Origin of the sequence: Palleronia salina, from assembly GCF_900141995.1 — a bacterium.
GTDB lineage: Bacteria > Pseudomonadota > Alphaproteobacteria > Rhodobacterales > Rhodobacteraceae > Palleronia > Palleronia salina.
In genome coordinates this window covers 61,505-85,022 of sequence record NZ_FQZA01000007.1, presented here as the reverse complement: position 1 = coordinate 85,022, position 23,518 = coordinate 61,505, and the positions used below count along the sequence as shown (strand labels likewise).

At 69.2% G+C, this 23,518-nt stretch carries 25 protein-coding genes; 16 read left to right on the top strand and 9 right to left on the bottom strand.

The annotated features are described in order from the left end of the window. Positions 1-11: 11 nt before the first annotated feature. Positions 12-1,034, top strand: coding sequence for a betaine--homocysteine S-methyltransferase (bmt, locus tag BUB76_RS11330; RefSeq protein WP_073128901.1), 1,023 nt, complete (start codon positions 12-14; stop codon positions 1,032-1,034). Between the two features lie 66 nt (positions 1,035-1,100). On the opposite strand, the gene BUB76_RS11325 is transcribed toward bmt, so the two are convergent. After that, entirely contained in the window at positions 1,101-2,195 is a 1,095-nt protein-coding gene (locus BUB76_RS11325) for a PA0069 family radical SAM protein (RefSeq protein WP_073128900.1), read from the bottom strand. Between the two features lie 159 nt (positions 2,196-2,354). On the opposite strand from BUB76_RS11325, the gene BUB76_RS11320 reads away from it, so the two are divergent. The 5 genes from BUB76_RS11320 (at position 2,355) to BUB76_RS11300 (ending at position 4,627) form a co-directional block, all read left to right on the top strand. Further along, positions 2,355-3,053, top strand: a complete 699-nt coding sequence (locus BUB76_RS11320) for a cobalamin B12-binding domain-containing protein (protein ID WP_073128899.1) — start codon at positions 2,355-2,357, stop codon at positions 3,051-3,053. A 144-nt stretch (positions 3,054-3,197) separates the two neighbouring features. After that, entirely contained in the window at positions 3,198-3,401 is a 204-nt protein-coding gene (locus BUB76_RS11315; protein ID WP_073128898.1) for a hypothetical protein, read from the top strand. A gap of 49 nt (positions 3,402-3,450) precedes the next feature. After that, entirely contained in the window at positions 3,451-3,666 is a 216-nt protein-coding gene (locus BUB76_RS11310; RefSeq protein ID WP_073128897.1) for a hypothetical protein, read from the top strand. Between the two features lie 12 nt (positions 3,667-3,678). Further along, the gene (locus BUB76_RS11305) at positions 3,679-3,993 is read left to right on the top strand and encodes a YbjQ family protein (protein ID WP_073128896.1); all 315 of its coding nucleotides are present in this window, start codon (positions 3,679-3,681) and stop codon (positions 3,991-3,993) included. Next, complete coding sequence (locus tag BUB76_RS11300) at positions 3,986-4,627, top strand: DUF1638 domain-containing protein (RefSeq protein WP_236737906.1); 642 nt, start codon at positions 3,986-3,988, stop codon at positions 4,625-4,627. Before BUB76_RS11305 ends, BUB76_RS11300 begins: the two co-directional genes overlap by 8 nt. A gap of 15 nt (positions 4,628-4,642) precedes the next feature. On the opposite strand, the gene BUB76_RS11295 is transcribed toward BUB76_RS11300, so the two are convergent. Next, positions 4,643-6,223, bottom strand: a complete 1,581-nt coding sequence (locus BUB76_RS11295; protein WP_073128895.1) for a LysM peptidoglycan-binding domain-containing protein — start codon at positions 6,221-6,223, stop codon at positions 4,643-4,645. Between the two features lie 111 nt (positions 6,224-6,334). On the opposite strand from BUB76_RS11295, the gene BUB76_RS11290 reads away from it, so the two are divergent. Next, the gene (locus tag BUB76_RS11290) at positions 6,335-6,916 is read left to right on the top strand and encodes an LOG family protein (RefSeq protein WP_073128894.1); all 582 of its coding nucleotides are present in this window, start codon (positions 6,335-6,337) and stop codon (positions 6,914-6,916) included. Here the strand turns inward: BUB76_RS11290 and rarD are convergent. Both rarD and BUB76_RS11280 read right to left on the bottom strand, forming a co-directional pair. Next, positions 6,838-7,764, bottom strand: coding sequence for an EamA family transporter RarD (rarD, locus tag BUB76_RS11285; RefSeq protein ID WP_084140633.1), 927 nt, complete (start codon positions 7,762-7,764; stop codon positions 6,838-6,840). The two genes, BUB76_RS11290 and rarD, sit on opposite strands and share 79 nt — an antisense overlap. Next, a complete protein-coding gene (locus tag BUB76_RS11280; protein WP_139250854.1) occupies positions 7,757-10,237 on the bottom strand; it encodes a divergent polysaccharide deacetylase family protein in 2,481 nt (826 codons plus the stop codon). The genes rarD and BUB76_RS11280 overlap by 8 nt, the downstream gene beginning before the upstream one ends. 209 nt (positions 10,238-10,446) lie before the next feature. Between BUB76_RS11280 and BUB76_RS11275 the strand changes: the two genes are divergently transcribed. After that, on the top strand, positions 10,447-11,028 hold the full coding sequence (locus BUB76_RS11275) for an anthranilate synthase component II (protein WP_073128892.1): 582 nt from the start codon (positions 10,447-10,449) through the stop codon (positions 11,026-11,028). Next, positions 11,025-12,044, top strand: a complete 1,020-nt coding sequence (gene trpD, locus BUB76_RS11270) for an anthranilate phosphoribosyltransferase (RefSeq protein WP_073128891.1) — start codon at positions 11,025-11,027, stop codon at positions 12,042-12,044. Before BUB76_RS11275 ends, trpD begins: the two co-directional genes overlap by 4 nt. Before the next feature lie 146 nt (positions 12,045-12,190). On the opposite strand, the gene BUB76_RS11265 is transcribed toward trpD, so the two are convergent. Beyond that, positions 12,191-13,759 carry an NAD(P)H-hydrate dehydratase gene (locus BUB76_RS11265; protein WP_073128890.1) on the bottom strand — a complete coding sequence of 523 codons (1,569 nt, stop codon included), beginning with the start codon at positions 13,757-13,759 and terminating at the stop codon, positions 12,191-12,193. 165 nt (positions 13,760-13,924) lie between these two features. Here BUB76_RS11265 and BUB76_RS11260 point away from each other — a divergent pair, with 165 nt between their 5' ends. From BUB76_RS11260 to BUB76_RS11250, 3 genes are all read left to right on the top strand, one after another. Then, a complete protein-coding gene (locus tag BUB76_RS11260) occupies positions 13,925-14,263 on the top strand; it encodes a P-II family nitrogen regulator (RefSeq protein ID WP_073128889.1) in 339 nt (112 codons plus the stop codon). A 50-nt stretch (positions 14,264-14,313) separates the two neighbouring features. Next, on the top strand, positions 14,314-15,720 hold the full coding sequence (gene glnA, locus BUB76_RS11255; protein ID WP_073128888.1) for a type I glutamate--ammonia ligase: 1,407 nt from the start codon (positions 14,314-14,316) through the stop codon (positions 15,718-15,720). Positions 15,721-15,997: 277 nt separating this feature from the next. After that, positions 15,998-16,456: a hypothetical protein gene (locus BUB76_RS11250; RefSeq protein ID WP_073128887.1), complete on the top strand. Its 459-nt coding sequence runs from the start codon at positions 15,998-16,000 to the stop codon at positions 16,454-16,456. Positions 16,457-16,476: 20 nt separating this feature from the next. Here the strand turns inward: BUB76_RS11250 and BUB76_RS11245 are convergent, their stop codons facing one another. From BUB76_RS11245 to BUB76_RS11235, 3 genes are all read right to left on the bottom strand, one after another. Beyond that, positions 16,477-17,199 carry a heme-dependent oxidative N-demethylase family protein gene (locus BUB76_RS11245; protein ID WP_236737905.1) on the bottom strand — a complete coding sequence of 241 codons (723 nt, stop codon included), beginning with the start codon at positions 17,197-17,199 and terminating at the stop codon, positions 16,477-16,479. Positions 17,200-17,207: 8 nt separating this feature from the next. Continuing rightward, positions 17,208-18,290 (bottom strand): ABC transporter ATP-binding protein, encoded by a 1,083-nt coding sequence (locus BUB76_RS11240; protein ID WP_073128968.1) that lies wholly within the window; start codon positions 18,288-18,290, stop codon positions 17,208-17,210. A 62-nt stretch (positions 18,291-18,352) separates the two neighbouring features. After that, positions 18,353-19,132 carry an SDR family oxidoreductase gene (locus BUB76_RS11235; protein WP_073128885.1) on the bottom strand — a complete coding sequence of 260 codons (780 nt, stop codon included), beginning with the start codon at positions 19,130-19,132 and terminating at the stop codon, positions 18,353-18,355. A gap of 278 nt (positions 19,133-19,410) precedes the next feature. Between BUB76_RS11235 and BUB76_RS11230 the strand changes: the two genes are divergently transcribed. Then, a complete protein-coding gene (locus BUB76_RS11230) occupies positions 19,411-20,412 on the top strand; it encodes a Hint domain-containing protein (RefSeq protein WP_073128884.1) in 1,002 nt (333 codons plus the stop codon). Beyond that, positions 20,406-20,810 carry a hypothetical protein gene (locus BUB76_RS11225; RefSeq protein WP_073128883.1) on the top strand — a complete coding sequence of 135 codons (405 nt, stop codon included), beginning with the start codon at positions 20,406-20,408 and terminating at the stop codon, positions 20,808-20,810. Before BUB76_RS11230 ends, BUB76_RS11225 begins: the two co-directional genes overlap by 7 nt. Here the strand turns inward: BUB76_RS11225 and BUB76_RS11220 are convergent, their stop codons facing one another. After that, on the bottom strand, positions 20,811-21,185 hold the full coding sequence (locus BUB76_RS11220; RefSeq protein WP_073128882.1) for a nuclear transport factor 2 family protein: 375 nt from the start codon (positions 21,183-21,185) through the stop codon (positions 20,811-20,813). Between the two features lie 86 nt (positions 21,186-21,271). Here BUB76_RS11220 and BUB76_RS11215 point away from each other — a divergent pair, with 86 nt between their 5' ends. Both BUB76_RS11215 and BUB76_RS11210 read left to right on the top strand, forming a co-directional pair. Next, a complete protein-coding gene (locus BUB76_RS11215; protein ID WP_073128881.1) occupies positions 21,272-22,879 on the top strand; it encodes a peptide chain release factor 3 in 1,608 nt (535 codons plus the stop codon). 40 nt (positions 22,880-22,919) lie between these two features. Beyond that, entirely contained in the window at positions 22,920-23,516 is a 597-nt protein-coding gene (locus tag BUB76_RS11210; RefSeq protein ID WP_073128880.1) for an exopolysaccharide biosynthesis protein, read from the top strand. Positions 23,517-23,518 lie beyond the last annotated feature (2 nt).

Here is a 23,518-nt window from a genome sequence, read left to right as displayed (position 1 = left end):
AGCAAAGCACCATGTCCGACGCCCTGACCAAAATGCTCGCCACGCGCGACTGGATCCTGGCGGACGGCGCCACCGGAACGAACCTGTTCAACATGGGGCTTCAGTCCGGCGACGCACCCGAGCTGTGGAACGTGGACTCGCCCGAGAAAATCCGCGCGCTCTACCAGGGCCCGGTGGGCGCGGGCAGCGACCTGTTCCTGACCAATACCTTCGGCGGCAACGCCTCGCGGCTGAAACTGCACGACGCGCAGGACCGCGTGCGCGAGCTGAACCGCGCGGGCGCCGAACTGGCGCGCGAGGTGGCCGATGCCGCCGATCGCCCCGTTGTCGTGGCGGGCAGCGTCGGTCCGACCGGCGACATCTTCGCGCCCATGGGCACCCTCACCCACGAGCTGGCGGTCGAGATGTTCCACGAACAGGCCGAGGGCCTGAAGGAAGGCGGCGCCGACGTGCTGTGGGTCGAGACCATCAGCGCGCCCGAGGAGTACCGCGCCGCCGCCGAGGCCGCGCGCCTGGCCGGCATGCCCTGGTGCGGCACCATGAGCTTCGATACCGCGGGCCGCACCATGATGGGCGTGACATCCACCGACATGGTGACCCTCGTGGGCAAGCTGAACGACAACAAGCCGCTGGCCTTCGGCGCCAATTGCGGCGTGGGCGCCTCGGACCTGCTGCGCACCGTGCTGGGCATGGTGGCGGCCGATCCGGACCGGCCCGTGATCGCCAAGGGCAATGCCGGCATCCCGAAATACGTGGAGGGCCACATCCACTATGACGGCACGCCCGAGCTGATGGCCGATTACGCCGTGCTGGCCCGCGACTGTGGCGCGCGGATCATCGGCGGCTGCTGCGGCACCACGCCCGAGCACCTGGCCCACATGCGCCGCGCCCTGGAAGAGACACCGCGCGGTGACACGCCGGACCTGGCCGCGATCGAGGCGCGGCTGGGCGGTTTTTCGTCGCCGACCGATGGCACGGGCGACGATACCGCCGCGCCGCGCGAACGCCGCCGCGGGCGCCGCGCCCGCACATGATCCCGGATCACGTGCTGGAGACAATCCGGGATTGTCTCGAAAAGATCATCCCGGATGATCTTCGGCCTAGAACAGCGACGGCTGCCGCGCATCGCCCAGCGGCACCTGGAACAGATCGCACCTGAGAGGCGGGAGATGTTCGACCAGACCCAGCCGCTTGACGGCCACATCGAACCGCTTCGCGATCAGCGCCGCGTGCACCCCCTCGCCGCGCATACGGTGCCCCCACTCGGCCGAGTAGGTCTTGCCGCCATGCATTTCGCGCAGGCGCGCCAGCACCTTGTCGCGGCGGCCCGGCGCGTGGATCTCCAACCAGTCCTCGAAAAGGCCCGACACCTCGAACGGCAGGCGCAGCATGATCCACGAGGCGGCCACCGCGCCCGCGTCGCGCGCCGATTGCAGGATCGATTCGAGCTCGGGATCGGTCAGGCCCGGGATCAGCGGCGAGGCCATGACCCGCACCTCGATCCCGGCACGGGCCAGCCGCTCGATCGTTTTCAGCCGGCGCGCGGGCGACGGCACGCGCGGCTCCAGCGTCCGGGCCAGCCCGGCGTCCAGCGTCGTGACCGACACACCGACCCGCGCCAGGCCCTGCCCCGACATCTCGGACAGGATGTCCGCGTCGCGTTCGACCAGGCTGCCCTTGGTGGCGATGCTCAGCGGGTGACGAAACCGCTGCAACACCTCGAGAATGCCGCGCATGATGCGGCGATCCCGCTCGATCGGTTGGTAGGGGTCGGTGTTGGTGCCCATGGCGATGGTCGCGGGGGCGTAGCCCTTCCGCCGCAGCTCGGTCTCCAGCCGCGCGGGCGCGTCGGGGCGGGCGATGAGCCGCGTTTCGAAGTCCAGCCCCGGCGACATGCCGAGATACCCGTGGCTGGGCCGCGCGAAGCAGTAGACGCAGCCGTGTTCGCAGCCCCGATACGGGTTGATCGACCGGTCGAAGCCGATGTCGGGCGACGTGTTGCGCGTGATGACACGGCGCGGCGACTCGTCCCGCACCTCGGTCCTAAGGGTCGGCAGGTCCTCATCCTCGGAGACCGCCCAGCCGTCATCCTCGGCCACCCGCGCGTAGCGGTCGAAACGGGTTTCGGGGTTGCTGTCGGTGCCGCGCCCCGGCGTGCGCTGGCGCGGCGGAGCGGTATGGGGGCTGCGAGTCATGCGGCCAGACTAGAACGAAAAAAGAACATTCGCCAGATCGGGCGACGGAACAGTGTCTTAACGTCGCCAAATCGACAATCCATGTCGCCAATCACCAACTGGCCGCGGCCGGTTCCGCCATACGGAACTGAAACGCCGCGCCTTTAGAAGGAGTGCAAGATGTCAGACGACGAAGAGATCATCCTGAGCGAACTGGACGATGACGAACTTGTCCAGCAGATGCACGACGACCTGTATGACGGCCTGAAAGAAGAGATCGAGGAAGGCGTCAACATCCTGCTCGAGCGCGGATGGCAGCCCTACGACGTGCTGACCAAGGCGCTGGTGGGCGGCATGACCATCGTCGGCAACGACTTCCGAGACGGCATCCTTTTCGTGCCCGAGGTCCTGCTGGCCGCGGGCGCCATGAAGGGTGGCATGTCCATCCTCAAGCCGCTCTTGGCCGAGACGGGCGCCCCGCGCATGGGCAAGATGGTGATCGGCACCGTGAAGGGCGACATCCACGACATCGGCAAGAACCTCGTCGCCATGATGATGGAAGGCGCCGGGTTCGAGGTGGTCGACCTGGGCATCAACAACGCGGTCGAGAAATATCTCGAAGCGCTGGAGACCGAACAGCCCGACATCCTGGGCATGTCCGCCCTGCTGACCACGACGATGCCCTACATGAAGGTCGTCATCGACAGCATGGTCGAGAAGGGCATCCGCGACGATTATATCGTGCTGGTGGGCGGCGCGCCGCTGAACGAGGAATTCGGCAAGGCCATCGGCGCCGATGCCTATTGCCGGGATGCCGCGGTCGCCGTGGAAACGGCCAAGGCCCAGGTCGCCCGTCGCCACAACCAGGGCGTCGCCTGATCCCCTACCCCACCGGAAGCGGACGCTGCTTCCGGTGGGCGACCCGGGACGGTCGCGTCAATTCCCGAATGAGCGCAAATTGGCGCCGCTTTTTCGCCATGACGCAACGTAATTCTGAGGGCGACACAACCGGAGCCCTTTCGAATGCACCGCAAGATCAATGTTGTCCTGCTGTCCCTCGTCGCCCTTCCCACCGTGTTCTTCCTCGCCTCGCTGCGCACCGCCGTCGCCCTCTCGGCCGATGCGCTGAGCGCGCCCGGGCTGGTTGCCATGATGCCCGTCGCCCTGCTGGCCGCGCTGCTGGTGCGCGTGATTCTGAAAGGTCACGGCGCCAACGCGGCGGACTGATCTTCCGCGGCGCATCGACGGCCCCTATATCGGGGACAGGAGGTGCGCCATGCCGCTCGACAAGTTCGTCCTGATCCTCGTGATCGTGGTTTTCGCCGCCGGTCTGACCATCTGGCTGGGCAGCATGATCGTGGCCGGGCTGCATGCGCCGCTGCCGCTGACCCTGTTGATCCCCGCCGCCCTTGTTCTCTACGTCGTCTGGCGGGTGATCGCCCAGCGTCTGTCCTCGCACGAGGACGACCATTACGACCAGACCCCGCGCTGAGAGGGCCGCGCCATGCTCATCACCACCACCGAAACGGTCGCGGGCCGGCAGATCACCGAAACGCTGGGCCTTGTGCGCGGATCGACCGTGCGCGCCAAGCACGTGGGCAGCGATATCGTCGCCAGCCTGCGCAACCTCGTGGGTGGCGAGGTGCGGGAATACGCGCAGCTGCTGGCCGGCGCGCGCGAACAGGCCCATGACCGCATGGTGGCCGAGGCGCGGGCGCTGGGGACCGACGCCATCGTCGGCGCGCGGTTCGAGACGTCGCAGATCGCCGAACGCGCGTCCGAGGTCCTTGCCTACGGGACGGCCGTGCGCCTTGGCTGATCCGCTTCCGCCGGTCGACACGCTGACCCATGGCGGCACAGCGCCCAGCGGAGACGGACGGATCCTGATCCTCGCCTGCGGCGCGCTCGCACACGAAATCACCGCGCTGATCCGCCTGAACGGCTGGAGCCACATGGATCTCGCCTGCCTGCCCGCCATCCTGCACAACACGCCGGACCGCATTCCGGACGCGGTGGCCGGGGCGGTGGCGCAACACCGCGACAGCTATGACCGGATCTTCGTGGCCTATGCCGATTGCGGGACCGGCGGCGCGCTGGCCGCGACCTGCGCGCGGCTGGGCGTCGAGATGATCGCGGGTCCCCATTGCTACGCCTTCTTCGACGGGCTCGACCGCTTCGCCGCGCGCGGCGAGGACGACATGACGTGCTTCTACCTGACAGACTTCCTCGCCCGGCAGTTCGACGCTTTCGTAACCAGGCCCCTCGGGCTCGACCGGCATCCGCAGCTGCGCGATGCCTATTTCGGCCACTACACCACGCTGGTCTACCTGGCGCAGACCGACGATGCGACGCTCACGGCGCGCGCCGAGGACGCGGCGCGCAGGCTGGGCCTGGCGTTCGAGCGGCGCCGGACCGGCTACGGGGACCTCGAGACCGCGCTGGCCCGCGCCTGACAGGCGCGGCCGGGATCACTGGGGAACGGTGAAGACCTGCCCGGGATAGATCAGGTCGGGATCGCGGATCTTGTCCGAATTCGCATCGAACACCCGGACGTAGGCGAAACCGTCGCCGTAGTTCTCGTCCGCGATCCGCCAGAGCGTGAAGCCCGGCTGCACCGTCACCAGCGCCACCTCGTTGCCGTCGGCATCGCGTTCGAGCCGCGCCAGCGCGCTCTGGGTTTCGGGGCGGAACGGCGTCTCGGCGCGCGAGGTCACGCGCCCGTCGGCGTCGATCTGATCCACGCGCAGGGTATAGACGCGGGGATCCAGCCGGGGCAGGTCCGCCCGCCACTGCCCGTCGGGCGCGGTGGTGGCCAGTTCGACCGGGGCGTTGTCCACGTAGACCCGCACCTGCCCCCCGGCATCCCCGCGCCCGCCCAGCCGCACCGCGCCGCCATCGGCATAGGTGATGGTGTCGATGCTCAGATCGCTCAGCGCCTCGGGCCGGGCCGTGTCACCGTCCTGCACCACCGCGACGCCGTCGCGCCCCGCACGGATCACCCGCGGCGCGGCGGGGGGCGCGGCATCACCGGGCGCGGGCGCGGTGGCGACGGGGCCGGTCTGGACCGGCGGTGCGCTTGCCTCGGGCGCATCGGGCAACGTGTCCACGGCCACGCTGGGCGCGTCGGGGCCCGGTGCGGGCTGGGCGGCCGCCGGCACTGACGGGGGCGGCGGCGTTCCCGCCGGCCCGCCCGGTTCTGTCGCGGCAGATTCGGACGGGTCGTTCGCGAGGGCCCCGGCGTCGCCTGTCGCCAGCGGCGGCACGGCGGGTGTGGCCACATCCGGCGTCAGCCCGGCGACGACATCGGTCGTTCCCGCATCGAGGGCCGTCGCGGGATCGCCCCCGGTCGAGGACGGCGCATCTAGGATCCGGGCGTCGGCGCCCGCGGTCTCGGGCCGCGCGTCCTCGGGCGTGTCGACATTGGCATCGGCCACCGCGGGCGCGGCGGACGGCGCGCGCAGAGGCTGGATCATGAAGCTGTCGCTGCTCGCCCCCTCGCCCGACAGGCGCAGGACCTGCGGCGCGTCGCTGGCGGGCAAGGTGAAGAAGCTGACGAACCCGCCATCGTCCCCGGCCGTGGCGTCGCCCACCACCTGGCCGTCCAGAAGCAGGTCGAACCGCGCCCCGGGCCGCCCCGAGCCCGCGACGATGCCGCTGCCGTCAGGTTCCACGCGGAACAGGTCGACATCGATGGTTCCCGCCGCGTCCGAGGCCTCCGTGTCCCCCTGTTGCGCAGTCTCGGTGGATTGCGACGCGGCCGACATCGCCGTGTCCCGATCGGGCGTGGCGGCCCCGGGCGCGGGCGCCTCCGACGCCCCGGGACCGGAAGACGCGGACCCGGCTTCTTCCGGCGCATCACCGGCTTCGACGGCAGCCAGGTCGCGGGACGGATCCGTGGCGGCTTCTCCGGCGGCGGTCGCGTCCGTTCGTTCGGCGTCGGCGGGCGCCGATTCCGGCGGCGACAGGGTGTTTTCCGGGCCGAACAGCAGCACGCCGATCAGGCCCAGCGTCGCGGCCACGGCGGCCCATCGCAGCAGTCGCGCGGTCATCCTTGCGTCATCCCCTGGCAGCAGTGGCAGAGCGGGCCTTGCCCGATGCGTCTTTGAAGTCTAGCAACGCCGTGTTCTGCCGTCAAAAAACGCCAATTTGCAAGGTTTGCCATGTCCAGCCCCGACACCCCTTCGATCTGTGTCTATTGCGGCTCGCGCGAGGGGGCCGACCCGGCCTTCGCCGCGGCGGCCGATGCGCTGGGCCGGGGGCTGGCGGCTGCGGGCTGGCGGCTGGTCTACGGCGCGGGAGACGTGGGGCTGATGGGCCGGGTCGCGCGCGCGGCGCAGGCGGCGGGCGGCGCGACCATGGGCGTCATCCCGACCCACCTGCTGGACATGGAAGTCGGCAAGCGCGACCTGGACAGCTTCGTCGTCACCGAGACCATGCACGAGCGCAAGAAGGTGATGATCATGAACGCCCACGCGGTGGTCATGCTGCCCGGCGGCGCGGGATCGCTGGACGAGTTCTTCGAGGCGCTGACCTGGCGCCAGCTGGGCCTGCACGCCAAGCCCGTGGTGCTGGTCAACGTGAACGGTTTCTGGGACCCGCTGGTGGCGCTGATGGATCACGTGGTCGAACAGGGTTTCGCCGACCGTTCGCTCATGGGATTCGTTCAGGTCGTGCCGGATGCCGAAGCCGCCATGGCCGCCCTGCGCGACCGCCTGGAACTGCGCCAGAGCGACCAGGAATAAAGGCTGACCGCCAGCCAGATCAGCGGGAACGCCACCTGGTGCCAAGGGGTGAAGGCCTGGGCGAAGACGGTGACCCCGATCAGGAATTGCAACGTCGGGTTCACGTAGAAGAAGATCCCCAGCGTCGCGAAATGAAGCCGTTGGGCGGCCACGGCGAACAGCACCAGCGGCAGCGCGGTCAGCGGCCCCGTCCCGACCAGCAGCACCAGCGTCAGCAGCCCCTCGTCGAAATGGGCGCCGTCCCGCAAGGCGATAAAGGCCAGTGCGAAAGGCGCCAGCAAGGCGACCTCGACCGTCACGCTGACGGTGGCGTGGGTGGCCAGTCCGCGCTTCAGGGTCCCGTAGGTCGCAAAGCTTCCCGCCAGCAGCAGGCTGATCCAGGGCGCGACGCCCAGCCCGATCCCCAGGACCAGCACCCCGGCCGAGGCCAGCGCCACTGCCGTCCATTGCAGCCGGCTGGGCCGTTCTCCGTACGCGACGAAGCCCAGCGCGACGGCCACGAGCGGAAAGATATAGTAGCCCAGCGAGGCCTCGATCACCGAGCCGCGCTGCACCGCCAGCACGAAGACCAGCCAGTTGACCGAGATCAGGATGGCGGCCAGCGTCAGCCGCACCATCGCGCCGCGATCCGACATCACCCGGCGCAGCGCCCCCAGCCGGCCCGTGGCCGACAGGATCGCGGCGAACAGCACAGCCGACCAGACGGTGCGATGGGCGATGATGTCGATGGCCGGCACGTGGTCCAGCGCCGCGTAGTAGAGCGGCGACAGCCCCCAGATGATGCTCGCGCCAAGGCAGGCGGCCAGCCCGACAAGACCCCGCCGCGCGTCGGCGCTTGCGTCAGTCACCCGTGGGAACCAGCACCGCCGAGAGCGGCGCAAGCTCGACGCTGGAGGCGCGGTTGCCCAGCCGCCATTCCAGGATCGCGCCGGTGGTTTCCGGACGGTTGCGCCCCAGCAGGATGACCGTCTCCTGCTGGCGCGCCCGGAAGGCGGCGTTGTCGAGGAAGCGTTTCACCGCAGCAAGGTCCTGGCCCTGGTTGTCGATCTGCCGGAACACCAGCCCCGCCGGAACCTCGGCCCGCGCCGCAAGCTGCTGGGCCCGGTTCTGACCCTGGGGCAGCGTGACCAGCCCGTGGCCGCTGTCGGACAAGCCGTCGAGGATGGTCTCGACCGTGTCGGACGCCGTGCCGAGGGGGCGCGACGGATCCTCGACCACGGCCAGGCTGAAGGGCACGGCGGACAGGCTCGCGCGCAACGCCTGCGCCGTGTCTTCGGCCGAGCCACCCCCGGTCATGTCCGGCATGACCGCGACCTCGAAACCCATGGCGAAATAGGCGGCGGCGCGTTCGGCGGCATCCGGCAGGGTCGCGTCCAGCGCGATGGTCGCGTTCACGGGCACGTCGATCATCGGCCCGCCGTAATCCAGCAGGATCACCGCCATCACGGGCAGGTCGCCGGGGTTTTCGAAGGGCTGGCGGAAGTCGACCATGGGATCGCCGGTCAGCTCGGCCACCGGCGCGTCCGGGTCGATCTCGAGCGGGGTGGCGGTCACGGAGGGCGCAGCGGAGGGCGCCGGGCCGGCGCCGGGGCCCGGTGTGCCGATATCGGGTCCGATTCCCTGCATCCGACGCTCGATCAGGTTCGATGACGGCAATGTGGGTCCGGCTTCGGGGTTCTCGGCCTCGGCCAGGGCCACCCGCTCGTCGGGGCTGAGCGACGGATCATCCTCCGTCGCGGGCTCGGCCTCGGCCGTTTCACGCGGCGCGCGGCCCGCGGGGGCAGCGTCGGTGTCGTTGCCGGCGGTCGCAGTCTCGTCATCGCCCGCGGCCTCGGTGTCGCCCTGCTGACCCTCAGGCGCGGGGTCGGGTTCGGGCGCGGGCTCGATCTGGACCAGGCGATTCGTGCGGACACGACCGGGCTCGGTCGTCGACGGGGCGTCGGGGGCCGCACCGCCCCCGGTCACCGCCGAACCGCCGGATGGCGCGATATCATCGTCCCGGTCGAACTGGGGCACCCCTGCCTCGAGCTCATCGGTGCCGTCGATCCCCGTTCCTGCCATCGGGCCGTCCGGAGCGGGACCGTCATCCTCAGGCACGACGATCTGGTCCAGGTCGATCACGTCGGCGGCGCTGACGCCACGCGCCGGTTCACTCGCCGACTCCGCGGGCTGCTCGTCGGACGCGGTCGCCCGGTCGGGTTCGGTCTGCCCGGGGGCGGGATCGCCGGTGGTATCCTGCGCCAACTCGACCGGCGCATTTTCCGGGGCGGTCGCTGGTGTGGCAGTCCCGTCGGGGGCGGAGGTTTCGCCGGTCCCGTTCGTTGGCGTGTCCCCGGCCAGGTCGATCGCGGTGCCGGGCATCTCGGCCGGGTCGCCATCCAGCGCGCCGTCGGCCGGGGCCGCGTCTGCCATGTCGGCGGGGCTGTCGTCCGCATCGCTCGCGATGTCCACCGGATTGCCGGTCCCCTCGTCCAGCGGGGCCTCCTCCGGCGCGTCGGCCGGCGTGGTCCCTGCCCTGTCGACCGGCGCGGTGCCCTCGTCTTCGCTTGTGGCGTCCGCAACGGAGTCCCCCGGGGTCTGCGTGCGGGACGCGACAGGACTGTCGGCAGGATCGGCGACCTGTTCCGGTTCCTCATCGGCGGGGGGCGCCGGCGGCGGCCCCAGGGCGGTCGGCGCCTCGGCCAGCCGCATGGTCTCATCGGCGCCGGGGGCAGCCGGGGCGCCGGCGTCGATCCCGGCATCCGTGGATGGCGCGGCGGGCGCGGTCGGGCCCTCCTGGATGGACGGCGCGGCGAGGGTCACGTTCGGGTCGACGATCACCGTGGGTCCCGGCGCGGCGGGCACGGCGTCGGGAGTTGGATCAGCCTCGGGGGCGTTCGCCAGGCGGCTCTCGGGCGCGCCGGCGGGCGGCGCGTCGGGCGTCGGGCTGCGATCGACCGGCGCGGCCTGCGCGTCGGGATCGGGCGCGCCCATTTGCAGGTCCGCGGCCTGGTCACCCTGCGCATCGGGAACGGCGGGCGCGGCGCCGGGGTCGGCGGCCGCAAGATCGGTGTCGACCGATCCCGGCGGCGTGGGGCTGGTTGGATCGATATCCCGCTCTGCCGTCCCGGGACCGGGCTCGTCCGCCGGGCGCGGCACCCGCACCGCCGTGGGCTCATCGGTGTCCGGACCGGCGCCGGGCAGCGTCCCGCTGTCGTCCAGCGCCGTCGCGGCCTCGGGCGGTGTCGTGCTCAGGGTCTGCAGGTTCAGCATCTGCGACGCCACGACCACGATGCTCAGCGACACGACCCCGCCGGTGGCAACGCCTTTCAACAACGCCATGCTCAACTCGGACTCTCCGTAACCTGCCTCGGGACGCGCGCGGGGCGCCGTCGCCCGGCCCCACCCTGTAACCTTTAAAGGGCCGACCGGGCAGCGCTTGACGCGGCGCCGTCGTCGGCCCAGCTTGACGCTTCGACGCGCCTTTGCGCATGTATATCGCGACAGATCAACGGGATCACCCCCCGTTTCCACTCGAAAGGCCCGGCGGCTTGCTCCTGCTTATCGACAACTACGACAGCTTCACCTGGAACCTCGTGCATTACCTCGGCGAACTCGGCGCCCAGGTCGAGGTCGTGCGCAACGACACGCTGAGCGCGGCGCAGGCCATGTCCAAGCGACCCGCCGGCATCGTGCTGTCGCCCGGCCCCTGCGACCCCGACCAGGCCGGTATCTGCCTCGAGATGGTGCAGGCGGCCGCCGACAGCGGCACCCCGCTGCTGGGTGTCTGCCTGGGCCACCAGGCCATCGGGCAGGCCATGGGCGGGCGGGTGATCCGCCACAGCGCCATCGTGCACGGCAAGGTGGACGAGATGCGCCACGCGAGGGCATCCGTCTTCAAGGGGCTGCCCAGCCCGCTGCGCGCGACCCGCTACCATTCGCTGGTGGTCGAACGCGACGGGCTGCCCGACAGCCTGCAGGTGACGGCCGAGCTGGCCGACGGCACAATCATGGGGTTGGCGCATCGGTCGCTGCCCGTCCATGGCGTGCAATTCCACCCCGAATCGATTCGGTCCGAGCATGGTCACGCCATGCTGCGCAACTTCCTGGACCTCTGCGCGGTCCCGGCATGAGCGATGACCTGAAGCCGCTGATCGCCGCCGCCGTCGACCGCCCCCTGACCGGCCCAGAGGCCGAGACCGCCTTCGGGATGCTGTTCGACGGCGAAGCGACGCCCAGCCAGATCGGCGGGTTCCTGATGACCCTGCGCACGCGCGGAGAATCGGTCGCCGAATACGCCGCCGCCGCGGCCGCGATGCGCGCGCGGTGCCGCGCCGTGCGCGCGCCCGAGGGCGCCATGGACATCGTTGGCACCGGCGGCGACGGCAAGGGCACGCTGAACATCTCCACCGCCACGGCCTTCGTGGTCGCCGGCGCGGGCGTTCCGGTGGCCAAGCACGGCAACCGCAACCTCAGCTCGAAATCCGGCGCCGCGGATGCGATCACGCAGATGGGGATCGACGTGATGGTCGGCCCCGAAACCGTCGAGCGCGCGCTGAACGAGGTCGGCATCGGCTTCATGATGGCGCCCATGCATCACCCTGCCGTGGCCCACGTGATGCCCACCCGGTCCGAGCTGGGCACCCGCACGATCTTCAACATCCTCGGGCCGCTGACGAACCCCGCGGGCGTGAAATACCAGCTGACCGGCGCGTTCTCACGCGAGGTCCTGCGCCCCATGGCCGAGACGCTGGGCGCGCTGGGCAGCACGCGCGCCTGGCTGGTCCATGGCGGCGACGGCACCGACGAGATCTCGATCGCGGCCCCCAGCACGGTTCTGAAGCTCGAGGACGGCGCGGTGACCGAGCACGAGATCGCGCCCGAGGACGCGGGCCTGCCCGTGCATAAGTTCGAGGCCATCGTGGGCGGCACCCCGGACGAGAACGGCCGCGCCTTCCGCGCGCTGCTGGAGGGCGCGACCGGCGCCTATCGCGACGCCGTGCTGCTGAACGCGGCGGCGGCGCTGGTGGTGGCCGGACGCGCGGACGACCTGACAGCGGGCGTCGAGATGGCGCGCGAAAGCATCGATTCGGGCGCGGCGCTTGAGAAGGTCCACGGCCTGGCCCGGGTGTCGCCGTTGAAGGACTGACGCGCGGCACCCCGGGCGCGGTCGGCTTGCCGTTCTATAAGAGCGGGGGACGCGCAGGGGGCTGGCGTCACGTCGTCAGTGCTTCCGGAGCGGCAACGCCGGGACATGCGCCACGGCGCTGTGGTGCGCCGATCCTGGCTGCCCCTTCAAGCACCGAGCCCGGCCAGCACCTTCGGTAATTCGTCCGGCAGATCCTCGGCGATGAGACCGGGGCCGAAGGTGCGTGCGGATTCGGCGTGCAGCCAGGCGGCCAGCTCGGTCACGGCGCGCGTGTCACGGCCCGGCGCGGCGCAAAGCCCGGTGATGAACCCGGCCAGCACGTCCCCTGCCCCTGCCGTCGCCAGCTGCGGCACCCTGCGGTCGTAAAGCGCGGCGTGCACGCCGACCGTTCCCTCCGGGTCGGCGATGACCGTCGCCGCCCCCTTCAGAAGGACCACCGCGCCGCAGCGTGCGGCGGCCTGCCGGGCCGCGTCGACCTTGGACAGGCTGCGCCCCCGTTCGGCGAGGTCGGGAAAGAGCCGGGCAAATTCGCCCTCGTGCGGGGTCAGCACGCAATCGCCGTTCAGCATCTCGAATAGCGTGTCCGGCGCCTCGCGGAAACTGGTCAAAGCGTCGGCATCCAGCACCACGCGCCGACCGCTGTCCAGCGCGGACCCGACCAGCTCACGGGTGCGCGCGCTCACCCCCAGACCCGGACCAAGGCAAACGACCGAGAGGCGCCCGTCCTCCAGAAGGCGGTCCAGGTCGTCGGGCGTGTCCATCGCAGACAGCATGATCGCGTTCAGCTGCGCCGCGTTCTCGGGCAGAGCGTCACGGGGCACGGCGACGGTGACCAACCCGGCGCCCGCCCGCAGCGCCGCCCGGGCCGCCATGCGCGCGGCGCCGCCCTTTCCCGGCCCGCCGCCCAGGACCAGCGCATGGCCCCGGTCGTACTTATGGAGGTGCTCCTCGCCGCCCGTGACACGGCGGTACCACGCGCGTTGCTCGGCGGCGTCACCGGACAGCACGCGGGTGGCGGCGGCGGTCGCGGCGGCGTCCTCGGCCAACCCGATAGCTACGACCCGCGGCGCGCGGCGGGCGGCTTCTTCGAGGAACAAGCCCTGCTTCGCCGCGTGAAAGGTGACGCACAGGTCCGGAAGCAGCCGCCATGCGGCGGGATCATTCCCCTCGGGCTCGGGCAGGAAGTAGCCGCCGCGATCCACGTCGAAGCCCGACGGGCAGTCCAACGCGACGGTGCGCCCCGGCGGCCCTGAGGGCGCGTCCGATGCGGCAAGCGCGTGCCAGGCCTGCATGCAAAGGTCGGGGATCGGACGCGACACGCCGATGCCGAACATGGCGTCGATCAGCAGGTTGGGCGGCGTTGCGCCGGCTGCCTGCTCCATTGGCTGAAGCGGATGCCGGGCCGTCCAGGCTTCGAGGTTCGCGCGCGCATCGCCGGCGACGCGATCGGGGTCACCGTAAAGATAGACCTCGACCGTCCAGCCGCGGTCCGCCAGCAGGCGCGCCACCACGAACCCGTCGCCCCCGTTGTTTCCGGGGCCGCACAGGACGGCGGCTCGGTGCGGCCCGTCCGCCAGGTCCGGCCACTCCGACAGGATGGCGGCCACGGCCCCTTCGCCCGCCCGCTCCATCAAGTGGCGCCCCGAGGTTTCGCCGCTTTCCATGGCAGCTTTCTCGGTTTCGCGCATTTCTGCGGCAGTCAGCAAACGCTCCATCGACACCCCTTCACAAACTGCACAGCCGTAAGCCACATTGCATATAATTTCAGCACGCCCTAGGAATGACCCCCAGCGACCGCCCTTGCCCCCAGCCTATCCAATTGAGGCCCGGCGCGGGAAGTGGTCTGACCCCAAGTGACGCGGAACCGGAGGAATCGGCCCATGAAAAAGATCGAGGCGATCATCAAGCCCTTCAAGCTCGACGAGGTGAAGGAGGCGCTGCAGGAAGTGGGCGTCCAGGGCCTCAGCGTGCTGGAAGTGAAGGGTTTTGGCCGCCAGAAGGGCCATACCGAGCTCTATCGCGGGGCCGAATATGTCGTCGATTTCCTGCCCAAGGTGAAAATCGAGGTCGTGCTCGAGGAAGGCCAGGTCGACAGCGCCGTCGAGGCGATCATCTCGGCCGCCAAGACCGACAAGATCGGCGACGGCAAGATCTTCGTGAGCCCGGTTGAGCAGGCCATCCGGATCCGCACAGGTGAAACCGGGCACGACGCGCTGTAATCGGCCGCGCGCCCGACAAGACCAGTCCAATCAGGGAAAGAGGGTATTCCATGAACAACAAGGAACTCGTCCAGAAGATCAAGGACGAAGAGATCGAATATGTCGACATCCGCTTCACCGACCCGCGCGGCAAGCTGCAGCACGTGACGGTGATGTCGCACGAGGTCGACGAGGACTTCCTCGAAGACGGCTTCATGTTCGACGGCTCGTCCATCGCCGGCTGGAAATCCATCGACCAGTCCGACATGAAACTGATGCCCGACGCGGGATCGGCCTACATGGACCCGTTCTACGCGGAAAAGACCATCTGCGTGCACTGCACCGTGGTCGAGCCCGACACCGGCGAACGCTATGACCGCGACCCCCGCGGCACCGCGCGCAACGCCGAGGAATACCTGCGCTCGTCCGGCATCGGCGACACCGCCTTTTTTGGCCCCGAGGCCGAGTTCTTCCTGTTCGACAACGTCAAGTACTCGGTGGCCATGAACAAGGTCAGCTACGAGGTCGACGCGCAGGACGGCGCGTGGAACAGCGACGCGGACTTCGAGATGGGCAACATGGGCCACCGCCCCGGCATCAAGGGCGGCTACTTCCCGGTGAACCCCGTCGACGACGCGCAGGACCTGCGCTCGGAGATGCTGTCGACCATGAAGCGCATCGGCATGAAGGTGGACAAGCACCACCACGAGGTCGCTTCGTGCCAGCACGAGCTGGGGCTGATCTTCGGCACCATGGTCGAGCAGGCCGACAACCTGCAGAAGTACAAGTACGTCATCCACAACGTGGCCGACGCCTACGGCAAGTCGGCGACCTTCATGCCCAAGCCCATCTCGGGCGACAACGGCACCGGCATGCACGTGAACATGTCGATCTGGAAGGACGGCAAGCCGCTCTTCGCCGGTGACAAGTACGCCGACCTGAGCGACGAGGCGCTGTATTTCATCGGCGGCATCCTGAAGCACGCCAAGGCGCTGAACGCCTTCACCAACCCGTCGACCAACAGCTACAAGCGCCTGATCCCCGGCTTCGAAGCCCCCGTGCTGCGCGCCTACTCGGCCCGCAACCGCTCGGGCTGCGTCCGGATCCCGTGGGCCGAAAGCCCCAAGGCCAAGCGCGTCGAGGCCCGTTTCCCCGATCCGTCGGCGAACCCCTACCTGTGCTTCGCCGCGCTGCTGATGGCCGGCATCGACGGGATCAAGAACAAGATCCACCCGGGCGAAGCCATGGACAAGGATCTCTACGACCTGCCCCCCGAGGAGCTGGCCGAGATCCCGACCGTCTGTTCGTCACTGCGCGAAGCGCTGGACGAGCTGGAGAAGGACATGGACTTCCTCACCGCGGGCGACGTCTTCACCAAGGATCAGATCCAGGGCTACATGGATCTGAAGTGGGAAGAGATCTATGCCTACGAGCATTGCCCGCACCCGATGGAATTCAAGATGTACTACAGCTGCTGATCCACAACTCAGCCGCGAACGCGATGGGGGCGCTGCACGTCAGCGCCCCTTTTTCTATGGGAATTTCCGGCTTAGCAGTGGCAACCGGGCGATAATTCGATAGTATGTATTAATCCCGGTCGATCTGGGCGGCCCCGCTGCACAGGAACGCCGGCTCGGGGAAGCCGTGAGGAGCCATCTTGTTTTTTGACGGTATTTACCTTTCGTCTGCCCTTTTCGCGCCCTGATCGGCCAACAATGTTTCTCCATCGGCATTTGAACCACGAGTGAGGAAACAATGACACGCGAGGCCAAGGTCATTACGGCCAAAGTCCGGTTCGGCCCCGGCAAGGCACCCGATTTCTACGCGATTTCGGGCCCGGTCTGCTGGTGCTTGCGCCAGGCCGACGTGCATATCCTGTCCCAGGATCTGGGCTTCGACGGCGACAGCATGCGGATCGAGACCGATCACGGCATCATCGAGATGCAGTCCTCCCCGTTCGGCAAAGGCTCCGAGGTGGCGATCGCCGTCCGGGCCGCGGACACCGTCGAGGGTTTGGTGGCCAGGCAGCTGTGCTACGAACTGGCGAAGCGGATCAGCATGCGCCTGTCAGCGGCGTCGATCCTGTGGAAGCCGACCAGCCAGGTGCTGCGTCCCACCCAGTTCACCTGGGCGGTCCTGCAGGAAATGCCCCGCCGCCTGCCCGTATCGGGCCGGATCAGCCCCGAACCCATGCGCGGCGCGCTCCTGCACTGACAGCTGCCTTTGCGGCCCCGCTAGCCCCCGGCTGCGGCGACCAGGTAGGTGTGGATCGAAAAGCCCACCAGTCCCGTTTCGGGCAGCCGCAGGATCACCTGCCGCTCGACCCGCTTGAACCGCGAGTCGCCCGGCCCGCGCGGGGTTTGCGAGAATTCCAGCCGCGGATTGAACAGCGCGTCGCTGTCGTGATGCAGGAGATTGTGCCGGACCAGCGGCCGGTCTGGCCGTACCCCGTCGAACAACCGCTGAACGCGCCGCGCGACATCGCCTTGATAGTCCGGCACGGGGCCGTGCAAGGCGTCCAGCGTGCGGCCCATCTTCTGCGCCAACGTCCAGGCCGACGGAAAACACAGGACCGCCCCGACGAGGCGGTGACCCTCGGGCGATGGCGCAAGAATGCACAGATCCTCCTGCACCAACCGGCCGATGGTGCCCAGCGGATTGTCGTCGTTCAGCGAAACGCGCCTGCCGTCGGGCCGTCGGACCGTGTCCTGCGTGACCTCGAAATCCGACCGCCGCGACAGGTGGTCCACGACCAGCGCCAAGGCCTCCCGCGCCGCCGCGCGGCCCTCTGGCAGCACGTCGCGAACGCGATGTGGCCGGTCATCCAGAAGGGCATCGCGCAATGCCATCTGCGCGGGATAGGCCCCATCCACGCGTAACCAGTCGTCGGGGTCGAGCGGCCGCGTCCCCGGCAGCGGGTGGGCCACCGCTTCGTCGGGCAGGCGTGGCAGCAGCACGCCGCCGCTCATGTGCGGGGGAAGACGAAGCAGCGGTCGCGGCGGATCATAAGCCACAGCGGCGTGCCGGGCTTGGGCAGGAAGACCGAGGGCACCGTGGCGATCATCTTGCCGCCCGTGGCGTCCAGCCGGAATTCCACGAGGCTTTCGTTTCCGATGAAGCGCGACCGCACGACCACCGCTCGGGCGGGCGTACCGTCCTGCGGCGTGGGATTCGGCCCGCGGCCGTCCCGATCGAAGTCGATGCGCACGTGCTGGGGGCGAATGGCGATGTCGACCCGGGTGCCGTCGGGCTGGCCCGGGGCCAGGAACTGGCCGAAGGGCGTGTCGGTCAGCGCGCCGTTAACTTCGCCCTCGATCACGTTGATATCGCTGAAGAAGGCGGCGGCAGCACGGTCCGCCGGCGCGTTGTAGACGTTGTAGGGCGCACCGCGCTGCACGATTCGCCCGTCGCGCATCAGCGCGATCTCGTCGGCCATGCGCATCGCCTCTTCCGGCTCGTGCGTGACCAGCAGGACGGCGGTGCCTTCCTCCTTCAACAGGGCCAGCGTCTCGTCCCGGATGCCGTCGCGCAGCCGGTTGTCGAGCCCCGAGAACGGCTCGTCCATCAGCATCACGCGCGGCTTCGGCGCGATGGCGCGGGCAAGGGCCACGCGCTGCTGTTCGCCGCCCGACAGCTCGTGCGGATAACTGTCGAGATAGCGCTCGAGATGGACGCGCTCCAGCAGGGCATGGGCCCGGGCGCGCTTGTCCTTCTTCCGGCCTTTCAGCCCGAAGGCCACGTTGTCGGCAACCGACAGGTGCGGGAACAGGGCGAAATCCTGGAAGATCAAGCCGACGCCGCGATGCTCGGGCGGCACGCTGCCCTCGGGGCCGAAGACCGGGGCGCCGTCGATGCGGATGGTCCCGCTGTCGGGGATCTCGACCCCGGCGATGGCCCGCAGGGTCGTGGACTTGCCGCAGCCGGACGGGCCCAGCAGGCACATGACCTGGCCTTCGGCGACCGACAGGGTGACATCGCTCACCACCTGCCGGCCATCGAAGGAGCAGCACAGGTCGTCGACCTGAAGGCGGGGAGTCGTAAGCGGCATCGCGATGTCCGACAAGTTTCGTCAGGTGCAGCTAGCAGCCCGGCCCCGCGCCATCAAGACGATCACATGGACAGGTTGGTCGCGCCGCCGTCCAGCAGCACGTTCTGCCCGACGATGAACCCGGCATGGACCGAGCACAGGAAGGCGCAGGCCTGGCCGAACTCCTCGGGCGTGCCATAGCGACCGGCGGGGATCGTCGCCTGCCGGTTGGCGCGCGCCTCGTCGAAGCTGATGCCCTCCTTCTCGACCACGCCCTTGTCCAGCGCGTCGGCGCGGTCGGTGGCATGGATGCCGGGCAACAGGTTGTTGATCGTTACGCCCTTGCCCGCCACCTGCCGCGAAGTGCCCGCGACATAGCCCGTCAGGCCGGCGCGCGCGCTGTTCGACAGGCCCAGCACCGGCACGGGCGCCTTGACCGAGACCGAGGTGATGTTGACGACGCGGCCCCAGCCCCGCTCCATCATCGCGGGCACGCAGGCCTTCATCAGCGCGATGGGCGTCAGCATGTTGGCGTCCAGCGCCGAGATGAAGTCGTCGCGGTCCCAGTCGGTCCACATGCCCGGGGGCGGGCCGCCGGCGTTGGTGACCAAAATGTCGGGCTGCCCCGCGGCACCCAGGACCTGCTTCTGCCCTTCGGCCGTGGTGACATCGCAGGCCACGGTGGTGACCTCGACGCCCCAGCGCTCGCGGATGCGTGCCGCCGCGGCCTCGAGCGCCTCGGCCCCGCGCGCGTTCATCACGAGGTTGCAGCCCGCTTCGGCCAGCGCCTCGGCGCAGCCCAGACCAAGCCCCTTGGACGACGCCGTGACCAGCGCGCGCTTGCCCGAAATTCCCAGATCCATGCCGTGTCTCCTTCCCGATTGTGTCGGGCCGTGACTTAGCACCGCGCCCGCGTGCCGCCCACTGCAAAAGACCCGGGCGGGCGTATCCGGTATCGAAACAGTCTGCGCGCAAACGCTCCCTCGTTTACCAGGCCGAACCGGTCGCGCGTCCAAATGACCCCGCCGACCCGTAGCGATTGTCGCACGGGCCGAAATCGGGTAGTCTTAGCAGGTTCCGAACTCCCGTCGCCGCAGGGCTGCGCGGCGGGCCACGGGGCCTTGAGAGTACGAGTTTCCACATGACCCTTCTTTCCGCGATCGAACAGGATCCGGCGCAAAGCCTAGTCATCTATCCCGCCCAGTCGTTCATCGCGGTGGACGGCGCCAACCTGGGCGACCCGCTTTCGGTGGCCGACGACCTGATCCTGGGCGACACCTATGCCCTGATGCGCGGGGCCGAGCCGGTGCGCCTGTCGGTCTCGCACCGTCCGGGCCAGATGGTCGTGGCACCGGGCACCGAGGCGGGGCTGGTCGGGGCGGACCTGCACCTGGACTGCCTGGCCACGTTCATGTCCACCGACGGCACCGCGGTCGAAACGCTGGTCATCGTCGAGCTGAACCGCGACCGCTGCACCATCGCGCAGGTCTACCTGTTCCCGCTGGCCCCACTGGCGTCGCGCCGCGACTACACGCTGGTCACCGTCGACCGCGACGCGGCCGCCGCCCGCTTTGCCGAGGCCGCGTGCGTGTCCTTCACCCGCGGCACCCACATCACCATGGCCAACGGACGCCAGGTTCCCATTGAGGAGCTGCGCGTGGGCGACCCGGTCCTGACCCGCGACCACGGCGTGCAGCAGGTGCGCTGGGTCGGCACACGCACCGTGCGGGCGATCGGCGCCTTCGCCCCGATCCGCATCGCCAAGGGCGTTCTGCACAACGAGAACGACCTGATCGTCAGCCCCAACCACCGCCTATTCGTCTACCAGCGCCAGGACCGCGCGGGCGTCGGCCGGGCCGAGGTGCTGGTGAAGGCGAAATACCTGGTCAATGGCGATACGGTGACCCGCACCGATGGCGGGTTCGTCGAGTATTACCAGCTGCTCTTCGACCGGCACGAGATCATCTATGCCGAGGGCATCGCCGCCGAGACGCTGCTGGTCGACACCCGCACCCGCAACGCCCTGCCCGAGGCGGTGGCCTCCCACGCCGGCGAAGGTCTGCCCCCCGCGGCCGAACTGGACGAGCACGGCACCCGCACCCCGATTTCCGTCGATACCCTGCGGCGCGCCTCGGCGTGCTGATCCGCGCCCTTGCACTGGCGCTCGTGGCCGCCGGACCGGTTGCCGCGCAATCCCTGCCGAGCTTGGAGGCGCCGCCCGCGATCCGCGCCGACCTGGCAGAGGGCAGGACCCTGGACACCGTGAAGGCGTGGGCGTGGGACTTCGACCAGGACGGGGCGAGCGATTACCTGGTGCAGGCGGCGTATCCCTTTCCCGGCGGCAACGCGGTGAGCCTAAGCTACTACGCCTATGTCGCCCGCGACGACGGCTTCGTGCGCGCGGCCGAATTCGACCTGACCGGCGGCATCGCGTCGGTCACCCCCTCGCCCGAGGGGCTGTTGCTGGAAATGTACGTAATGCAGGACGGCGACCCGCGCTGCTGCCCGTCCGGGCGTCGCACGATGACGCTGCGCTTCTGATCAGCCGGGCCTGTCGTAGAAGAACTCTTCCCGCGTGATCTTGCCGTCCGCGACCGTGTAGACGGCGACTTCGCGCATCTGGAAGCGCTGGTCGTTCGACCGGTCGGTGGCGTCCACCTGGTAGATCAACGCGAACTTGTCGCGGCCGTGGGGAAACGGCCCCTCGACCTCCATCGCGTGGGTCTCCATGTGCTCGTCCCACCAGGCGTGCTTGCCGCGCAGCGCGTCCAGCCCGCGCGTTTCCCGGTCCTGCCCCTCCGGGCTCCAGGCCTCGATCGAGCGCGCATCCTCGTCGTAGATCTCGTCCAGCAGCCGGGTGCCGTCGCCATCGCGCACCCGCTCGACCAGCTGTTTCGCAACTGCCATCAGTTCCATGAGTCCACCTCCCCGTCAGGTGGGTTCAGCATACCACGAAACGCGCCCGATTGCGTGCCAATCCCGCGCGGCCTATATCGCAGCCCATGTTGGATCGTTCGCACAATGCCGCCCCCCTGCCGCCCGAGATCGCGCGGCGCAGGACCTTTGCCATCATCAGCCACCCGGACGCGGGCAAGACCACGCTGACCGAGAAGTTCCTGCTGTATGGCGGCGCCATCCAGATGGCCGGACAGGTCCGCGCCAAGGGCGAGGCGCGGCGCACGCGCTCGGACTTCATGCAGATGGAAAAGGACCGGGGCATCTCGGTCTCGGCCTCGGCCATGTCCTTCGATTTCGGCACCTACCGCTTCAACCTGGTGGACACGCCCGGCCACAGCGACTTCTCGGAAGACACCTATCGCACGCTCACCGCGGTGGACGCGGCGGTGATGGTGATCGACGGCGCCAAGGGCGTGGAGAGCCAGACCCAGAAGCTGTTCGAGGTCTGCCGCCTGCGCGACCTGCCAATCCTGACCTTCTGCAACAAGATGGACCGCGAGGCGCGCGACACGTTCGAGATCATCGACGAGATCCAGGAAAACCTGGCCATCGACGTGACGCCGGCCAGCTGGCCCATCGGCCAGGGCCGCGATTTCCTGGGCTGCTACGACATCCTGAACGACCGGCTGGAACTCATGGACCGGGCCGACCGCAACAAGGTGGCCGAGACCATCCGGCTCCAGGGCCTCGACGACCCGAAGATGGCCGATCACGTGCCCCCCGCCCTGCTGGAGCAGCTGCGCGAAGAGGTCGAGATGGCGCGCGAGCTGCTTCCGGCCTTCGACCAGCAGGCGCTTCTGGACGGGACGCTCACGCCGATCTGGTTCGGCAGCGCCATCAACAGCTTCGGCGTGAAGGAGTTGATGACCGGGATCGGCGATTTCGGCCCCCAGCCCCAGCCGCAGAAGGCCGAGCCGCGCCAGATCAGCCCCGACGAGGACAAGGTCACCGGCTTCGTCTTCAAGGTGCAGGCCAACATGGACCCCAAGCACCGCGATCGCGTGGCCTTCGTCCGCATGGCGTCGGGACATTTCAAGCGCGGCATGAAGCTGACCCATGTGCGGTCGAAGAAGCCCATGGCGATCTCGAACCCCGTGCTGTTCCTGGCCTCCGACCGTGAGCTGGCCGAAGAGGCCTGGGCCGGCGACATCATGGGCATCCCGAACCACGGGCAGCTGCGCATCGGCGACACGCTGACCGAAGGCGAGGCGCTGCGCGTCAGCGGCATCCCCTCGTTCGCGCCCGAGCTTCTGCAAAACTGCCGCGCGGGCGACCCGATGAAGGCCAAGCACCTGGACAAGGCCCTGAGCCAGTTCGCCGAGGAAGGCGCCGCCAAGGTGTTCAAGCCGATGATGGGCGCGGGGTTCATCGTGGGCGTGGTCGGCGCGCTGCAGTTTGAGGTCCTGGCCAGCCGGATCGAGCTGGAATACGGCCTGCCCGTCCGCTTCGAGGGCTCGCAGTTCACCTCGGCCCGCTGGGTGTCGGGCACGGACGCGGCGGTGGACAAGTTCGTGCAGGCCAACAAGCAGCACATCGCCCACGACAATGACGGCGACCTCGTCTACCTAACGCGCCTGCAATGGGACATCGACCGCGTGGCGCGGGACTATCCCGACATCAACCTGACCGCGACAAAAGAGATGATGGTCTAGGCAATCGGAACGCGCCGGGGCGCCTGCGCGTTTTTGCCACATGACCGAATCCGAGCCGGGCGAAAACCACCGCGTGCAGTCCCTGCTCGCCCGGCTGGGCGAGTTGTCGGACGGCGACGGCGGCGTGCGGTTCGACGTGCTTCTCGAAACCCTGCAGGCGCGGGGATTCGGCCCGCTCCTCCTGACGATCAGCGCATTCCTGCTTCTGCCGGTGGGAATGGTGCCGGGCGTTCCGGCCCTGGTGGGCGCGACGCTGGTGATCCTCGGCGTGCAGCTTCTGCGCGGCCGGCGTGGCTTGCGCGTGCCGGATCTGCTGGGACGGCGCGAGATCCCGAAATCCGCCCTGTCGCGCGCGGTGAACAAGGCGTCCCCCGTGGCCAACTGGATCGACGACACCCTGTCCGGCCGGCTGCGGGGGCTGGCCCGGGCACGGGTCGTCCTGGCGGCCGTCGGCACGGCCACGGCGTTGGGTGGCGTGATCATGGTGCTGGCGGGCTTCGTGCCGGGGCTGCCCGCCATGCTGGCGGTGCCCTGCTTCCTGTTCGGGCTGGGCCTGACCATGGGCAACGGCGCGATCCTGCTTCTGGGCTTCGCGACGCTCGCCCCGGTGGGCTGGGCGATGGTGGCGGCGCTCTGACG

What these genes read in the sequence shown, in the direction of transcription:
- bmt (WP_073128901.1), top strand. Translation starts at nt 12, where the DNA reads ATGTCCGACGCCCTGACCAAAATGCTCGCCACGCGCGACTGGATCCTG.
- BUB76_RS11325 (WP_073128900.1), bottom strand. Translation starts at nt 2,195, where the DNA reads ATGACTCGCAGCCCCCATACCGCTCCGCCGCGCCAGCGCACGCCGGGG.
- BUB76_RS11320 (WP_073128899.1), top strand. Translation starts at nt 2,355, where the DNA reads ATGTCAGACGACGAAGAGATCATCCTGAGCGAACTGGACGATGACGAA.
- BUB76_RS11315 (WP_073128898.1), top strand. Translation starts at nt 3,198, where the DNA reads ATGCACCGCAAGATCAATGTTGTCCTGCTGTCCCTCGTCGCCCTTCCC.
- BUB76_RS11310 (WP_073128897.1), top strand. Translation starts at nt 3,451, where the DNA reads ATGCCGCTCGACAAGTTCGTCCTGATCCTCGTGATCGTGGTTTTCGCC.
- BUB76_RS11305 (WP_073128896.1), top strand. Translation starts at nt 3,679, where the DNA reads ATGCTCATCACCACCACCGAAACGGTCGCGGGCCGGCAGATCACCGAA.
- BUB76_RS11295 (WP_073128895.1), bottom strand. Translation starts at nt 6,223, where the DNA reads ATGACCGCGCGACTGCTGCGATGGGCCGCCGTGGCCGCGACGCTGGGC.
- BUB76_RS11290 (WP_073128894.1), top strand. Translation starts at nt 6,335, where the DNA reads ATGTCCAGCCCCGACACCCCTTCGATCTGTGTCTATTGCGGCTCGCGC.
- BUB76_RS11280 (WP_139250854.1), bottom strand. Translation starts at nt 10,237, where the DNA reads ATGGCGTTGTTGAAAGGCGTTGCCACCGGCGGGGTCGTGTCGCTGAGC.
- trpD (WP_073128891.1), top strand. Translation starts at nt 11,025, where the DNA reads ATGAGCGATGACCTGAAGCCGCTGATCGCCGCCGCCGTCGACCGCCCC.
- BUB76_RS11265 (WP_073128890.1), bottom strand. Translation starts at nt 13,759, where the DNA reads ATGGAGCGTTTGCTGACTGCCGCAGAAATGCGCGAAACCGAGAAAGCT.
- BUB76_RS11260 (WP_073128889.1), top strand. Translation starts at nt 13,925, where the DNA reads ATGAAAAAGATCGAGGCGATCATCAAGCCCTTCAAGCTCGACGAGGTG.
- glnA (WP_073128888.1), top strand. Translation starts at nt 14,314, where the DNA reads ATGAACAACAAGGAACTCGTCCAGAAGATCAAGGACGAAGAGATCGAA.
- BUB76_RS11250 (WP_073128887.1), top strand. Translation starts at nt 15,998, where the DNA reads ATGACACGCGAGGCCAAGGTCATTACGGCCAAAGTCCGGTTCGGCCCC.
- BUB76_RS11240 (WP_073128968.1), bottom strand. Translation starts at nt 18,290, where the DNA reads ATGCCGCTTACGACTCCCCGCCTTCAGGTCGACGACCTGTGCTGCTCC.
- BUB76_RS11235 (WP_073128885.1), bottom strand. Translation starts at nt 19,132, where the DNA reads ATGGATCTGGGAATTTCGGGCAAGCGCGCGCTGGTCACGGCGTCGTCC.
- BUB76_RS11230 (WP_073128884.1), top strand. Translation starts at nt 19,411, where the DNA reads ATGACCCTTCTTTCCGCGATCGAACAGGATCCGGCGCAAAGCCTAGTC.
- BUB76_RS11220 (WP_073128882.1), bottom strand. Translation starts at nt 21,185, where the DNA reads ATGGAACTGATGGCAGTTGCGAAACAGCTGGTCGAGCGGGTGCGCGAT.
- BUB76_RS11215 (WP_073128881.1), top strand. Translation starts at nt 21,272, where the DNA reads ATGTTGGATCGTTCGCACAATGCCGCCCCCCTGCCGCCCGAGATCGCG.
- BUB76_RS11210 (WP_073128880.1), top strand. Translation starts at nt 22,920, where the DNA reads ATGACCGAATCCGAGCCGGGCGAAAACCACCGCGTGCAGTCCCTGCTC.